This window comes from Nonlabens tegetincola (assembly GCF_002954355.1).
In the GTDB taxonomy this organism is placed as follows: Bacteria; Bacteroidota; Bacteroidia; order Flavobacteriales; family Flavobacteriaceae; genus Nonlabens; species Nonlabens tegetincola.
This window is the reverse complement of record NZ_MQVV01000017.1, coordinates 135432-151063: the sequence shown is the minus strand read 5'-3', so window position 1 is coordinate 151063 and position 15632 is coordinate 135432. Positions and strand designations below refer to the sequence as shown.

Annotated in this window: 15 protein-coding genes; 7 read left to right on the top strand and 8 right to left on the bottom strand. The window is 34.9% G+C overall.

The features are described from left to right. Positions 1-70 precede the first annotated feature (70 nt). The 4 genes from BST93_RS12265 (at position 71) to BST93_RS12250 (ending at position 2864) form a co-directional block, all read left to right on the top strand. Entirely contained in the window at positions 71-517 is a 447-nt protein-coding gene (locus BST93_RS12265) for a FixH family protein (protein ID WP_085775040.1), read from the top strand. Continuing rightward, the gene (locus tag BST93_RS12260; RefSeq protein WP_105019391.1) at positions 517-1224 is read left to right on the top strand and encodes a sulfite exporter TauE/SafE family protein; all 708 of its coding nucleotides are present in this window, start codon (positions 517-519) and stop codon (positions 1222-1224) included. Before BST93_RS12265 ends, BST93_RS12260 begins: the two co-directional genes overlap by 1 nt. A 240-nt stretch (positions 1225-1464) precedes the next feature. Then, positions 1465-2163 carry a hypothetical protein gene (locus BST93_RS12255; RefSeq protein ID WP_105019390.1) on the top strand — a complete coding sequence of 233 codons (699 nt, stop codon included), beginning with the start codon at positions 1465-1467 and terminating at the stop codon, positions 2161-2163. 128 nt (positions 2164-2291) lie between these two features. Further along, a complete protein-coding gene (locus tag BST93_RS12250; protein WP_146105028.1) occupies positions 2292-2864 on the top strand; it encodes a hypothetical protein in 573 nt (190 codons plus the stop codon). A gap of 34 nt (positions 2865-2898) precedes the next feature. On the opposite strand, the gene BST93_RS12245 is transcribed toward BST93_RS12250, so the two are convergent. The 5 genes from BST93_RS12245 to BST93_RS12225 form a co-directional block, all read right to left on the bottom strand. After that, positions 2899-3474 (bottom strand): hypothetical protein, encoded by a 576-nt coding sequence (locus BST93_RS12245; RefSeq protein WP_105019388.1) that lies wholly within the window; start codon positions 3472-3474, stop codon positions 2899-2901. Between the two features lie 48 nt (positions 3475-3522). Further along, positions 3523-3678: a YqaE/Pmp3 family membrane protein gene (locus tag BST93_RS12240; RefSeq protein WP_082586957.1), complete on the bottom strand. Its 156-nt coding sequence runs from the start codon at positions 3676-3678 to the stop codon at positions 3523-3525. Positions 3679-3926: 248 nt separating this feature from the next. Continuing rightward, entirely contained in the window at positions 3927-5267 is a 1341-nt protein-coding gene (purB, locus tag BST93_RS12235) for an adenylosuccinate lyase (protein ID WP_373420743.1), read from the bottom strand. Positions 5268-5315: 48 nt separating this feature from the next. Next, a complete protein-coding gene (locus tag BST93_RS12230) occupies positions 5316-5882 on the bottom strand; it encodes an adenylosuccinate lyase (RefSeq protein WP_258150541.1) in 567 nt (188 codons plus the stop codon). Continuing rightward, positions 5866-6561 carry an SIR2 family NAD-dependent protein deacylase gene (locus BST93_RS12225; protein WP_105019387.1) on the bottom strand — a complete coding sequence of 232 codons (696 nt, stop codon included), beginning with the start codon at positions 6559-6561 and terminating at the stop codon, positions 5866-5868. Before BST93_RS12225 ends, BST93_RS12230 begins: the two co-directional genes overlap by 17 nt. 111 nt (positions 6562-6672) lie before the next feature. Between BST93_RS12225 and pheT the strand changes: the two genes are divergently transcribed. The 3 genes from pheT to BST93_RS12210 all read left to right on the top strand — a co-directional run bounded on the left by pheT (position 6673) and on the right by BST93_RS12210 (position 11374). Continuing rightward, positions 6673-9099 (top strand): phenylalanine--tRNA ligase subunit beta, encoded by a 2427-nt coding sequence (gene pheT / locus BST93_RS12220; protein WP_105019386.1) that lies wholly within the window; start codon positions 6673-6675, stop codon positions 9097-9099. Positions 9100-9204: 105 nt separating this feature from the next. After that, a complete protein-coding gene (locus tag BST93_RS12215) occupies positions 9205-9924 on the top strand; it encodes a hypothetical protein (RefSeq protein ID WP_042277862.1) in 720 nt (239 codons plus the stop codon). 280 nt (positions 9925-10204) lie between these two features. Then, the gene (locus BST93_RS12210) at positions 10205-11374 is read left to right on the top strand and encodes a GlmU family protein (protein WP_105019385.1); all 1170 of its coding nucleotides are present in this window, start codon (positions 10205-10207) and stop codon (positions 11372-11374) included. Here BST93_RS12210 and BST93_RS12205 read toward each other — a convergent pair. The 3 genes from BST93_RS12205 to BST93_RS12195 all read right to left on the bottom strand — a co-directional run bounded on the left by BST93_RS12205 (position 11371) and on the right by BST93_RS12195 (position 15560). Next, entirely contained in the window at positions 11371-11748 is a 378-nt protein-coding gene (locus BST93_RS12205; protein WP_105019384.1) for a hypothetical protein, read from the bottom strand. The two genes, BST93_RS12210 and BST93_RS12205, sit on opposite strands and share 4 nt — an antisense overlap. A gap of 70 nt (positions 11749-11818) precedes the next feature. Further along, on the bottom strand, positions 11819-13666 hold the full coding sequence (locus tag BST93_RS12200) for a PLP-dependent aminotransferase family protein (RefSeq protein WP_105019383.1): 1848 nt from the start codon (positions 13664-13666) through the stop codon (positions 11819-11821). Between the two features lie 151 nt (positions 13667-13817). Continuing rightward, the gene (locus BST93_RS12195) at positions 13818-15560 is read right to left on the bottom strand and encodes a sodium:solute symporter family protein (RefSeq protein WP_105019382.1); all 1743 of its coding nucleotides are present in this window, start codon (positions 15558-15560) and stop codon (positions 13818-13820) included. Between the last annotated feature and the right edge of the window lie 72 nt (positions 15561-15632).

Sequence of the window (15632 nt, the reverse complement as noted above, 5' to 3'; positions counted from 1 at the left end):
TAGCCCGACAGCTACCTAAAGTAGGGTAGCTGGCATGCACAAATAATATAAGAGTTAAAAAGAATAAAATATGAAATGGAATTGGGGAACCGGTATTGTTCTAGGAATGATAGGATTTATTGCCTTTATCATGTTTATGGTAATAACCATGCTTACTGATAGCGATTATGATCACGATCTTGTAACTGAAAATTACTACGCAAAGGAGATGGCATATCAAGATGAAATTGATCAGGAAAAGCGTCTTGAAAGTTTATCCAAAAAAATTAATGGAAAGCGAACTAAGGAAGGTTGGTTAATAGAGTTCCCTGAAGAAATAAACGAGATTAATAGTTCTGGCACAGTGTTCCTATATAGACCGTCCAACCAAAAACTAGATACTCAATTTGATTTGAAATTATCTGGTTCTCACTTGCTCATACCTGATAACAAGCTGGTGGACGGTCGTTGGAACATTACTATTGAATGGACTACTAAAGATAATGATTATCTGTATAAAGAATCTATTTTGTATTAATGATATATACTGCTTTCATACTGGGTCTATTAGGGAGTTTTCACTGTGTAGGAATGTGTGGTCCAATAGCTTTTTTACTGCCATTGGATAGAAAAAGCCGTACTAAAAGGTGGGGACAATTAATCAGTTATCATAGTGGTAGATTGTTTACCTATGCTACGATAGGAATGATGCTTGGGTATATAGGACGTGGTGCTCATTTATTCGGATTTCAGCAATATATTTCTATTGGTGTAGGAATATTAATGATCGCTACTGTGGTATTACCTTCTAAATTTTTACAGAGATTTTCTATAACAAAACCAGTTTATTTACTTATTGGTAAGGTGAAATCTAGTTTATCCCAACAGCTTAAAAAAAGAGGTTATGAAAACTTTTTTATGATGGGTTTTCTTAATGGATTTTTACCATGTGGCTTAGTTTACATGGCCGTATTTGCTTCTGTTGCTATGAACAGTGTGAGCGCAAGCGGAATCTATATGTTGATGTTTGGTCTAGGAACAATTCCTATGATGACTACTGCTATTTATCTAGGAAATTTTTTAACTGGACAGGTCAAAAAACGGGTAATTAAAATGATCCCTGTGGTTGTTGTAGTGATTGGAGCTTTGTTTGTATTAAGAGGTTTAGGGTTAGATATACCCTATGTTTCACCATCAGAAAATGTAACTGTAGAGCAGGTAAGCTCTCAATATAAATGTCATTAATTTTATAATATTTTACTATGAATATGTATATGCTACCACTTGTGAATTGGACTTATGGAGCTGTAATTATTGGAGTCTTTGTGCTGGTTTGTATAGCTATGGTTGCCATAGTTATGAATTTAGCTAAAGGTGATAAAATGAAATAATATCTTTAAGAAGGTTTTGTTATAGCTTAAATAAAAAACTTAGTTGTCTCACAATTAGGTTTTTTCTATTTTTAGAGATCATTAAAAGATTTTTATGAGGCTAAAATTACTTTTCTTTTTCATCACACTAAGTATTACTGCTCACGGTCAAATTCAATTGAATCCAAACCCAGCTGATATAAATAGTGGTACTATAACTATAACTTATGGAGCTCAAGGCGATTATTCATTATTTGACCCTATGGGAGATCCTAACTTGCTTCTCTATACTGGATTAGAAACTGATGGTGTTCCTAGTACTTGGGATTATCATGATGACTTCAGTGACGCGTCTACCTTTGTCGTATTTAATTATGACGCTACTGCAGGCGCTTATGTGGCACAAATTGATATTGCAAACCGCACTTATCAAGAGGAGCCTAATTTAAATTTGACAACAATTCCAACTGGAACAAAAGTAAATGATTGGTATTTTTTAATTATAACCACCGACTTATCTAGACAAAGCCCTGATTTGAAAGGGTCAGACTATGGATGGCAACCAAGTACTCTGAGTGTACAGAGTCCAAATATGGCTCAATTTGATGTTAGGGTAGTGGAGGATACCTTTTATTTTTCTAGACCAGATACTTACCGATTATCGACTTATGACCTTACTGGTAAATTGATTGCAGATGAAAAGGTTCTAGTAGGTACTACTTATGAGTTAAAAACCGATCTAGTTTCAGGGATTTATGTTACACGTATAGAGGATTCTAACGGCTTTATAAGAACGTTGAAGCATGTAAGATAGTGATAGCTCGTTTTTTACAGTACATAGACAGCATATTTGATCAACGATACTTCTTAAAAAGGAGGCGACAAAATATCTGGTTAAGGGTTTTACATTATACAGCATACTTGATTTTATTAATTCAAATCTTGTACAATAAACACTTCGAGGTTTATGGACCTTATTACATACTGATTTCTGCAATATTTATTCTGGTTTTTCAAATCATAGTCAAAATAAATAAAGTAAATACAGATAAAGCTGGCTTTAAAAAACCCGAAAAAAAAGTAAACCATTTCTCAAAATTTGGATGGTTACTATTCTTGCTTTGTGTCTTTCTATATATTGTTTTATTTAAAGATATAATTGAATTTGGAGTCGATGATTGGCTTGAAAATAATATTTTTTATCTTATTGTAATCTTAATCATTTTAGTTATCGCTAGTTATAAAATTCAAATTGAGGAGCAAGCTATAGTTGCGATAAATGAGAATCAACTTATTTTTAGGAAAAATGATATTGAGTACTTTGATACTATTATTAATTTCAAAGAAATAAGATTGTCTGAGAAATTTGTAGCTGTTACTTCCATTGAAAATAGAGTAGATTATTTATATTTTTTTGATTTTGAAAAGAATTCATTATTGAAGCTTAAAATGTTCTTTAAACATCATATTCCTAGTATTGATGTAAAAATTGTAGAAGAAAAAAACGCGCCCTAAAAAGGCGCGTTTTTCATACTGATTTTAACTGTCTTTATTCTGAATAAATTACAGTGGCATTCTTAATAGCATCGTTAAGATTTGCTTTACTTGCTACATAAGTATTATTCTTATTAAATACTCTGTCTGGACGTTCTCCTATAATTATGTATTCCACATCCATAGCTGGAGCATTGAGGTCTATTTGATCTTGTTTTCTTATAGTCTTCCCGTCTAAACTAGTTTCTGTTTTTTCTAGAGACGCAATAACATATAATTTTTTATTGGCAGCACGTACCTCTTCAATTTTTAATTCATGATCATAATCAGATACCTCTGCCTCTACAAGTAAGGTACGTTCATTCTTATCTTCACCAGGCATATCTACGTCAATAACCGGAACTTCAACTTCTTCTTCTTCCATTACTACGACCACTTTAGGAACCTCTACCATTCTAGTTTCTGTCGTTAGATCGACATCTGCCCAGTTAACTTCATACTCTGGTAAATTCCCTGCTTCAGCTTCAACATCAACATCTACTTCGGGTAAACTTCCTTCTTCTGTCTTTTTTACATCGCAACTAGTTAATATGGCTGCACTTATAAAAAATGGTATAATATATTTTTTCATGTTTTTTTGATTTAATGTATTTATTAATTTCTGTTTTCTTATTAAAGCTTATCTACTTGTAACAATGAACGCATGTATAACTCCTGGGATAAAAAATATTAGAGTTAATATCAGGTTGATAAGAAAATCTTTGCCAAAACCTTTGGCTAGTCCTACTCCTAATGGTGGGATAAAAATGTTTAAGATGATAGTTAAAATTGACATAGTTTTTGTTTTTGATTCGATTCTAAATTACTATCCCAATATTGATAATATTATTAAAATCTAATCAATTGAAAAACTATTAACTTATTTTGTAATAAATTAACTTAAAAATAGGTAAGGTGATTTTAATTATTAAAGTATTACTGGTGTTTCTAACTCAACGCAGTAAAACTTTAATGGGAAATTTTCACAAAAAAACCATCTCAATATGAGATGGTTTAATAATATGTGATTTTATATGTTACTAGTTAAATACCGGTATACGAGGATGGCGATATTCCTCTCATCTCTTCCTTAACAGATTCATCTACATTAAGCGTGTCAATAAATTGCGCAATACTCTTACCAGTGATTTTTTCATTGGTTCTAGTAAGTTCTTTTAGTGCTTCATAAGGATTTGGGTATGCCTCACGACGCAGGATGGTCTGAATAGCTTCAGCTACTACCGCCCAGTTATTCTCTAAATCTTGTGCTATCGCCTGCTCGTTCAATAATAATTTACCTAAACCTTTTAATGTTGCTTGAAAAGCAATTAAAGTATGAGCTAGTGGCATTCCTACATTTCTTAAAACTGTAGAGTCTGTTAAATCTCGCTGCAGTCTAGATACAGGAAGTTTTGCGCTCAAATGTTCAAAAAGTGCATTAGCAATTCCTAGATTACCTTCAGAATTTTCGAAATCAATAGGATTTACTTTATGAGGCATTGCACTTGAACCTACTTCACCTTTTTTAATCTTTTGCTTAAAATAATCCATAGAAATGTAGGTCCAGATATCACGATCCAGATCTATTAAAATGGTATTAATTCTTTTTAAGGTATCAAAAAGTGAGGCCATATGATCGTAATGCTCTATTTGTGTAGTCGGAAAACTGTGTTTCAATCTTAATCGATTTTCCACAAAATCTTCACCAAATTTTTGCCAATCAATGTTTGGATAAGCAATGTGATGAGCGTTATAATTTCCAGTAGCACCACCAAATTTTGCCGCGTGCTGCACATGCTCTAGCATGTTAAGTTGTTCTTCTAAACGAACTACATACACATAAAATTCTTTACCTAATCGTGTAGGCGAGGCAGGTTGTCCATGAGTCCTGGCTAGCATTGGAATATCTTTCCACTCTATAGATAAATTATTTAATTTATCCTTAACCTCGTCTAATATAGGTAAGTAAGCATTCTCAACAGCATCTTTAATGGATAATGGAATGGCTGTATTATTTACATCTTGTGAAGTAAGACCAAAATGTATAAATTCTTTTACATCGCTTAGACCTAATCGATCAAACGCCTTTTTCAAGAAATATTCCACTGCTTTGACATCGTGGTTAGTAACCTTTTCAATGTCTTTTACTTCTTGAGCGTTTTCTTCAGTAAAGTTGCGATATAGATTTTTAAGTTCCTCTTGTGTCGCTTCATCAAGCGGCTGTAGTTGAGGTATTCCGCTTTCGCTTAAAGCGATAAAATATTCTACTTCAACTAGAACTCTATATTTAATAAGAGCATATTCTGAGAAGTAATCGGCTAGTGGTTCAACTTTTGATCGATAACGACCATCTACAGGAGAGATAGCTTGTAAAGCAGTAGGCATAATTTCTGTCTTTAAAGCACGCAAAAGTACGCTAAATTTCCGAGAGTATTAGGTGTTTATAGCATCTAATACTTTGGCAGCACTAGCACGATATCCCTTAGTTTTTGTTTGAGTAAGCAGTCTCTCAATAGTGGGAACTAATTCAGGATAAATCCATTCAAACTCCTTACCTAACTCATACAGGCTGCTTGTGGCCATTGCCATATTTGCTGTGCAATCAGTATGCGTTATCAACGTATAGAAACAACCCGTTACAAAATGTTCACGATGCTCTTTTGTTAGTTGTTTTTGAAATGGATGTGACCTTTTAGAATAATACTTTTTAGTTATTACTGAAGCTATTTTTGATAAAGACCTCATAGCCGACGAGTTGAGCTCTTGGTTATATAAGTTTGCGATCCCATCAATATGCTTCATAGTAGCATCTGGGAACAGTAAAAAAGACTGTTCTAGGCACCAGCATGCCTGATGACTTACTTTACTGTCAACTGTGCACAATGAGACAAGCTCTGGTATACAATTTTCTTTTACAACCAGTGTTCCTATACGCACACGCTCTTTTTTGTACGCCTTTAATGCGTTTAATTCAGTCTCGAGATCAATCTTTTTTATCATGATGTAAGAACAATAATTCCTCGATTTTTCTCATTCCAGTACTTGCTACATCTTCTATTACCGTAAGACCATTTTTTGAGGAGAGCGCAGGATTAGGATCTACTAAAAAATGCTGGCAATTAATAGGAGTGTAATCTATCAAACCGGCAGCCGGATATACTTGTAATGAAGTTCCAACTACTAAAAACAAATCGGCTTTACTGGTGATGTCGATGGCCTTACTCATGGCAGGAACATCCTCGCCAAACCATACAATATGTGGCCTTAATTGATGACCAGCTGCACAACAATCACCTAGATGTAGATCATCATCATGGTGTGCGATATCATCTGGATTTACCGTACTGCGTACTTTGCGTAATTCTCCATGTAAATGTAAAACGCTACTACTGCCAGCGCGTTCATGTAAATCATCTACATTTTGGGTGATTACAGTAACTTGAAAATTGCGTTCTAGCCCTGCGATAATATGATGAGCTTCATTAGGTTCAACCGTTTTTAATTGAGCTCTACGTTTATTGTAAAAGTCGAGTACCAGCTCAGGATTGCGTTCCCAACCTTGTGGTGAAGCTACTTCCATAATATCATGTCCTTCCCACAAACCACCAGCATCTCTAAAGGTTGAAATACCACTTTCTGCACTTACTCCAGCTCCAGTTAAAACCACTAAATTTTTCACGTATTTCTTTTAGGATAAAGATATATAAAATAGTTGTTGTGGATTGTGGTGGTTACGCTTTCGCGAAAGCGACCATAGCATTATCTTTACCGACCCAAAAAAACAAAGGACATGAGAGTATCCTACAACTGGATTAAACAATTTATAAACATACCTCACGACATTGATAAACATACAGCCCTATTGACTTCACTGGGGCTTGAGGTTGAAGGCGTTGAGAAATTTGAAAGTGTAAAAGGTGGATTACAAGGCGTGGTTGTAGGTCATGTAGAAACTTGTGAAAAGCACCCAAATGCCGATAAATTAAAAATTACCACTGTCAACCTAGGTGAAAAGACAGTACAAATAGTTTGTGGAGCGCCCAATGTAGAAGCCGGTCAAAAGGTTCCTGTTGCCACAATAGGAACGGTACTTTACGATGATAAAGGTGAGGCGTGGAAGATAAAAAAAGGTAAAATACGTGGTGAGGAAAGTCACGGAATGATATGTGCCGAGGATGAATTAGGATTGGGAGAATCTCACGATGGGATCTTAGTCCTAGATGATTCTTGTGAAGTAGGAACTCCATTAAGCGAGATTTATAAAATTGAGCAAGATCATGTGATTGAGATTGGACTTACTCCTAATCGTGCAGATGCTATGTCGCACATGGGTGTAGCTCGAGATTTAAGAGCTGGTCTTGCAGTAGAAACTGGTGAACTTACCGAGTTTATCACACCATCGGTAAGTAGTTTTCATGTTGATGATCGCACATTACGTATCGATGTAGAAGTTGAAAACCCTGAAAAAGCACCAAGATATTGCGGTGTAACTTTAACGGGCTTACAGGTAAAAGAATCACCAGAGTGGTTGAAAAATAGATTAAAGGCCATAGGTCTAGCACCTAAAAATAACATTGTTGATATTACCAACTATGTGATGCATGAGTTAGGACAGCCGTTACATGCCTTTGATGCCAATAAAATTACTGGTAACAAAATAATTGTCAAAACAGTCGAAAAGGACACGCCATTTATTACTCTTGATGGAGTGGAACACAAATTACATGAGGAAGACCTTATGATTTGTGATGATCAAAAACCCTTATGCATCGCAGGAGTTTACGGTGGAGAAAACAGTGGCGTAACAGAAGGTACAACTAGTATATTTTTGGAGAGTGCTTACTTTGATCCTGTAAGCGTACGTAAAACTGCCAAACGTCACGGATTTAATACCGATGCTAGCTTTAGATTTGAGCGTGGTATAGATCCTAATATTACGGAATATGCTCTTAAAAGAGCGGTTACTCTTATTGAAGAATGTGCTGGTGGACACGTAAGTAGTGATATAGTAGATCATTACCCTGTAAAACTAGAAGATCATGAGGTGTACGTGACCTTTGAACAAATTAATAATTTAATAGGTCAAGAAATTCCTCGCGAGGAAATTACTACAATATTAAGTTCGCTGGAGATTAATGTGAATCACGCAACCGATGCTGGTATCGGACTCACCGTTCCTGCTTATCGTAATGATGTTACTCGTCCTGCCGATGTAATAGAAGAAATACTACGCGTTTATGGTTATGATCGCATCGAAGTAGGGACTAAACTTAATGCTACTATCGCTACCACTTCAAGAAAAGAAAATAACCGTATTCAAAATATTGCAGCGCAGCAATTAGTTGGATTAGGATTTTATGAAATGATGGCAAATTCTCTTACTGCTGAAAAATATCATCATTTAGGTGAACAAATTTCGGCTGATAACGAGGTACGCATGTTGAATCCATTAAGCAGTGATCTAGCGGTAATGCGTCAAAGTCTTATCTATGGAGGATTAGAGGCTATTGCATACAATATCAATAGAAGACAAGAAGACCTTAAATTATTTGAATTTGGAAAGTCCTATCACCAATATTCTAGTGGTCAATTTACAGAACAACAACATTTAACCCTATTTACTACGGGTAACGTACATTCAAATTCATGGATAGGTGGAGATCAACCAGCAGACTTTTTCTATTTGAAAGGTGCTGTTACGGCGGTTTTAAATCGATTGGGAATTACCACTTTAAATGAAAAAGCTACTAAACTGGAATTTCTGGGTGAAGGTATTTCACTTAATAGCGGAGCTAAAATTGCTGATCTAGGTGTGATAAGCAAGAAGTTCACCAGAGAGTTTGGCATTGATCAAACGGTGCATTACGCAAATCTTTACTGGGACGAGGTTATTAAATTAGTTCAAACAGAAAATAAACCGATAACATCGATACCAAAATTCCCTGTCGTGCAACGTGACTTTGCCTTATTAGTTAATGATGAAGTAAGCTTTAAAGAATTACAAACGGTTGCTTTAAACGCAGAACGTAAATTGCTTAAGGAGGTTAAATTATTTGATGTATATCAAGGTAAAAATCTTCCAGCTGGCAAAAAATCATATGCCCTTAGTTTCTCATTATTAGATGAGAATAAAACCTTAACTGATAAGCAAATCGACAAGGTGATGAATAAGATACAGCAATCACTTGAAAAACAAACTGGAGCAGTTCTTAGATAAGATTTGTTATTTTAAGTAAAGTTTTTAACTCCTTTGCGACTATGGTTGTGAAGGAGTTTTGTTTTAAATTGAAACTTCAATTCTAATTTTAAGAATTAAAAGAGTATGCTTAGTAGAACAAACATTGAGGATCAATTGCGCAAGGTGAGAAATAAGGCAACCACTAGCGAAGATGTTTTAAAAGAAGTTTATGCTATTCTAGCTGAAGACAATAAACGGGAAGATGCTATTATAGCAAGGATGAAGAGTCCTCAAAAACCTACACCACGCAATCAATTTGATATTGATTTATTAGATGCTGATCGAATTTATCACGTTGACCAAATTAGAAAGATTTGTGTGGATTATAGATTACGTTTTTTAGATACAAAGTATTTTAAAAACGAGATTCCTCAAGAAGCTCTTAATGAAATCAAGCAATTAGAAAAAGACCATCAAATGACGATGAGCGGTTTTAAAATTGTCGCTCCTTCAAAACTTTTCAAGTTAGAAGATAAGGATGACCCTTTACTTTTTGCACCTATCGGTAATGGCTACTTTTACCTCATTCATAAATGGGGAAATGACTTAAATCCATTTAGAAAAGCATGGGCTTGGTGTGTAAAGAGTTTTGAAAACTTAATATTAACTACATTGGTAGTAAGTGGTTTACTGGCTTACATGATTCCAAACGGTCTTTTTAGTAATGATACTACATCTGTAGAATACCTTTTAATATTCTTTTTTACATTCAAATCAGTGGCTAGTATAGTCTTGTATTATTCCTTTGCTACTGGTAAGAATTTTAATGTTGCTATATGGAATAGTAAGTATTTTAATGCTTAGTTTCTCGATATAGATTTTGTTTTTGATTCAACTGCCCTGTTACCCAGGGCAGTTTTTTTATGCACTGTTTTACACAATGTTTTTCTATAGTTATGTATTGGTTGTAAACTTCATGTAAGCATTTAAAATCACTCATTTCAGGTGGCAAGTTCTTACTACTTTTAAAACAATACAGTAGCAAGGTATCGATGCATGTAGTTTTAAAAATCAAACGAAGAAGGGCTATTTTGATATGAGATTACAAAATCTTTTACCGACCTTTGAATAATAATTGATCACTATGAATTACATCCTTGCCGACTTTAATCAGCATTTATCCTTATTACCATTTACGTATACTCGACCTACATCGTTACTTAGATGTGGTATACAAACCTTACAAGAAAAATGGGAAGCGTATTTGAAAAGCTCTGTTAGTTATTATACACAGGATTATTTACAAGAAAAATATCCTCTTGTTGAAAAGGATGATAACACGGTAATTGCAGGACACATTTTTGCCTCACAATCGTTAGTTGAAGCTATACAATCATTAAAACCTAATCAAAAACTGGTCGCAAATGATGAGATTATTGCTTACAGATCTTCAACTATTTCAATACCTACTATTGAATTAGAACAAGTGATTTATGAAGAAGATGTTGATGGCTTGTATCACACTTGGGATATTTTTTCAAAAAATGGTGATCAATTAAAAGCCGACTTTAATAGAATAACTCAAAATAGAAGCTCACAACCTATTCCTGAAGGAGTTCAAACAATAGCTAGTGAAAACATTTTTATTGAAGAAGGCGCCAAATTACAATTCTGCATTCTTAATGCTACAGATGGTCCTATTTATATAGGTAAAAATGCTGAGGTTATGGAAGGTAGTATTATACGAGGTGGATTTGCATTATGTGATAATAGCTCGACAAAATTAGGAACTAAAGTATATGGTCCGACTACTGTAGGACCTCACAGTAAAATCGGTGGTGAGGTTGGTAATTCTGTATTACTCGGATATTCAAATAAAGGTCATGAAGGTTATCTGGGTAACTCTGTACTTGGAGAATGGTGTAATCTAGGTGCCGACACGAACACTAGCAACCTTAAAAACAATTACGCCGAGGTTAAATTATGGGATTATAATACAGGTAGATTTGCTAAAACTGGTTTACAATTTTGTGGTTTAATGATGGGAGATCATAGTAAATGTGGTATTAACACCATGTTTAATACTGGTACGGTGATAGGCGTGAGTGCTAATATTTATGGAGCAGGATACCCACGTAATTTTATTCCATCATTCACATGGGGTGGACCGCAAGGAACAATGACTTACAAACCTGCTAAAGCTTATGAGGTTGCCGATGTGGTCATGCAAAGGCGTAAATTGAGTTTTAACGATGTAGAACAACGTATTTTAGATTCTGTTTTTGAAAACACAAAAAAGTACCGTAAGGATTAATTAATTCTTATATATCGTTCAATACAATGTTCAATACATAGATAAGATACTTCTAAAAACATGCCGTTAAAACTATAAGTAGCATCACAGTCTGATGTAGTTATGGTTTTGTTGCTATCATCAAAACTACCAGTAGTTGTTGCTTGTGTGAGTGATGCAAAGCAAAATCCTTGGTTACAAAATAGAACATTGTTGTTGCTAAAGGTGAGAAACTTACCTGTGGTAGGTTGAAAGGATCCGCTGCCATCTCCTGGATCAGCGTATCTTGCCACAATTTCCCATTCACCAATTACATCTGTTTCTATCTGGACCTCATCATCTTCTTGGCAAGAAAATAGCAAAGGGATGATAAATAGTATAAGTAGTTTATTCATAACCGTTATTTTTAAAATAGATGTAAAACCTTTTAATTGGTTGCGTCCAGTTTAAAAATAACGGTATATTTTAATGAATGTGAGTAGTAACAAATTCTTTAAAAACTTGCTTGTGCAGCTCTAGATTCATGCTTGCAGATAAGGAAGCTCGCACGATATAGTCTTTATCCTCTTCTTTAGTTGTTCCTTGGGTTGAAGTTGCTGGCACCGTCCAATAACAACCTTTCAATTGTCCATAGCTTACACAAAACTTACTTTCATGCGGTATTTTATTAATCATAAGGTGAATCAACTTAAGATTCAAATTACGTTTATAATTTTCTCGTTCTTCAGGAGTGTTCCCTTGGGTAGGAAGATCTAAGGAAAATACTGAAGGTGTGAATCCTCGTTGTGCTAATTCTTCAGAAACAAAGTTGATTTTTGCTTCAGGAAGTGTGTCTTCTATAAAATTTACAAACTCTCTGGTATTGAGATAAGCGCCTTTAATACGATCATTCATTCCTGGTAATTGTTCTGCTAGTAATTCATATTGCAAGTCAGTAGCCTCGTTGTCGCATAAATTAAGATGCTCACTTACCTTAAGCATTAAAGATTTTGCATTAGGATTACCTATACAATAACCAGCCGTACATTTTCCACCGCTAGGAAATTTTGATCCACTGGCATATGAAATACTACGCACATTTTCTAAGAGTTCTCCAGCTTTCATGAACTGGATGTTGGGGCAAAAAGTTTGATCAAGAATAAAAACCGGATCTACAGCAACACTTCCTGTTGGTGTTTTTCTTTCTTGTAATAAAACTTTTTTGAGCGCATCAAGTTCAGGAACTTCAACTCTAGGATTTGTTGGTATTTCTGCTATAATGTAGGGAATAGCATCTTGTTTAGCGATTTCAACAAGTACTTTTTCGGTACTATTTACCATGTCGTTTTCACCATCCACTGGTAAATCCATAATTTCAACATGGTCCAGCGTTGCTGCAACTCTTCTAGCTTGATCATTGGTACCACCGTAACAATTAGGTGGTACAACAAATTTTATGGGTTTCCCAGGATGGTTTTCATTTGCATGGTCAATTAATCCCATCATAATAGCATACTGAATAGAAAGTCCACTGGATCCTACAACAGGAGCTTCATTTATTCCTGCGACTTCCTGTATAGTTTTAAGAACTTTTTTCTTGACGTCAGTGTCAATTGATGGAATTGAAAGATTAGAATTATTCACTAATGATTTTAAAACTTTAAGTGAATCAGCAGGCGTCATAGCGATAGTTTCTCTACGGCGCACGTGTTGAATATCTGCTATATAATGTTTATTAGAGTCATTATTTATACTTATGATGCTACCTAATCTTCCATGAGTAGTTATAGTAAAATCAGCGGCAGATTCTAAAGTTGTAGACAAGTTGTTGCCATCCTGTTTTATATGAACCGTACTACCAGCGTAATTGTCTAATGCTGATAAGCTATCTATTTTAATCGCTTTAAAATTATATCCATAAACCTCTCTTATTTTTTCAAGGTCAATGAATGCTGGCAAATCCTTATTAAATACTAGTCTTGTGTTTTTATTTTCTAGTAAGTTTTTACGTAATACGGCTAGTATAGGAGCCGTACGAGAGGAAAAGGAAATAACTTGATGAGCATCAACGTCATTAATCTTTGCTAGAGTCCATTCTAGCACACACGACAAAGGATGTCCCAGTCTTATATAATCATAGGCTGTAGGTAATTCCTCTAATGATTTTCTTGAAGCATCTCCTTTTTCAAACAGTTGTTCAAACTGCATTAAAAACTCGGTTTTTGCAAGAGCTTCGTTATATATGTCTAATCGGTGTGTAGTAGTTTTTACCCATCCTTCAGGCATGTTTACCAATACCTTTTGAATAAAGGAAAATATAGATTCTTTCTGCATTGTTTATCGTTTCTCGTGCAAATTTAGTTTTTAAAAAATCGTTCAAAAAGCCTTTAACAGGAAGTTTGGATAGCTATTTAATCAAGTTTGATGAAATGCAATTGAGGTTGTAATAAGTATGCTTTCGCGAAAGCGTGATACTCACCACGCCTTAAAACAATTTTTTTCTCATTAAAATAATACCCAATGTACAGGCGATAAAGATTAATAGTAATGTTAAACCAATTACGGTCTCACCATAAAGTAGTTTTCCTGTGGCAAATAGTAAACTATATACACCTGTTATTCCGAGAAGGAACCCTAAAGTTTTAGCAGGGAAATTATGGAATTTTGATTCTTTGCCATAGATGAGATTATTAAACCTATTTAAGGTTTCGCTGTCACTTTTTTCAGTCAAGAACGTAACCGTTAACCATGCAATAGATGTTATTAAAACATTAATGCAAATCATTTTCCAGCTAGCGAGTTCTCCAAATATTTGATATTGTAATGATGTGAGGTCACTGTTGTTTAAGAAAAAAACTAATGCCACCAGGAAGGAAATGGTCATGGCTGTTATCTCTGACCATGGATTTATCCTGTACCAAAACCACCTAAGAATAAATAGTAATCCAGATCCAGCACCTATTTGAATGATAAGATCAAATGCAAATTTTGCTTCCTCCAAAACAAAGGAAAGCAATGCGGCTAATAACATCATTACTAGCATGGAAACTCTACCTACAATAACTTTTTCTTTTTCAGTAGCTTCTGGATATAAAAACCTAGCATAAAAATCATTGACAACATAGCTAGAACCCCAATTCAAATGTGTAGAAATGGTGCTCATAAATGCTGCGATTAACGAGGTAACAACTAGCCCAAGTAAACCAGCAGGCAAATAAGTAAGCATAGCTGGATAACTGAGGTCATCCTTTATGAATGAAGGATCTAGATTAGGAAATGCAAGTGATAACGATTCGAGGTTGGGATAAATAATTAGAGAAGCTAGTCCTATAATGATCCATGGCCACGGTCTCAATGCATAATGTGCTAGATTAAAAAATAGAACAGCCCATGTAGCGTTTTTTTCATCTTTTGCGGCAAGCATGCGCTGCGCTATATAGCCTCCACCACCAGGTTCTGCACCTGGATACCAAGTGCTCCACCATTGAACAGCGATAGGAATAAGAAAAATACCCATCACCATATCAGTGTTAGAAAAATCGGGTATTAAGTCTAATTTATCTTGGACGTTAGGATGAGCAATTAAGTTTTTCATACCATTTATTTCAGGTAGATCTAGAATATACCATGTAGCCCATATCGAACCTACCATTGCTATAATAAACTGTATGAAATCTGTTATTAATACACCTTTTAATCCTCCTAAAAGCGAATAGGCAACTGTAACTACACAAGCGTATACTAGAGTTGTGGTTGCATCAAAACCAAACATAACGTGACCAATTTTTATAGCAGCAAGGCATACAGTAGCCATTATAATGATATTAAAAACTACACCTAAGTATAATGCTCTAAAACCTCTAAGGAAAGCAGCGCTTTTGCCGCAGTACCTTAATTCATAAAATTCTAAATCGGTGGTAACACCACTGCGACGCCATAATCGCGCATAAAAGAATACAGTAAGCATACCAGTTAGTAAAAAAGCCCACCACACCCAATTACCCGAAACACCATCGGTACGAACTAATCCTGCTACTAAATTTGGAGTGTCGGCAGCAAAGGTGGTGGCGACCATAGAAAATCCTAGTAACCACCACGGCATATTTCTACTGGATAAAAAGAAGGAAGAACTGTCTTTTCCACTGCTTTTTGAGACCCAAATTCCTACTAAAAGTGAGATTAAAAAGAAGCTGATTATGAGCGTAAAGTCTATGAATTCCAGTTTCATGTAAAAAAGTTATTAACGATAACGTTTGAATTTTCTCTAAACGCTAAATATAGATTAATAGCGATCATTTTT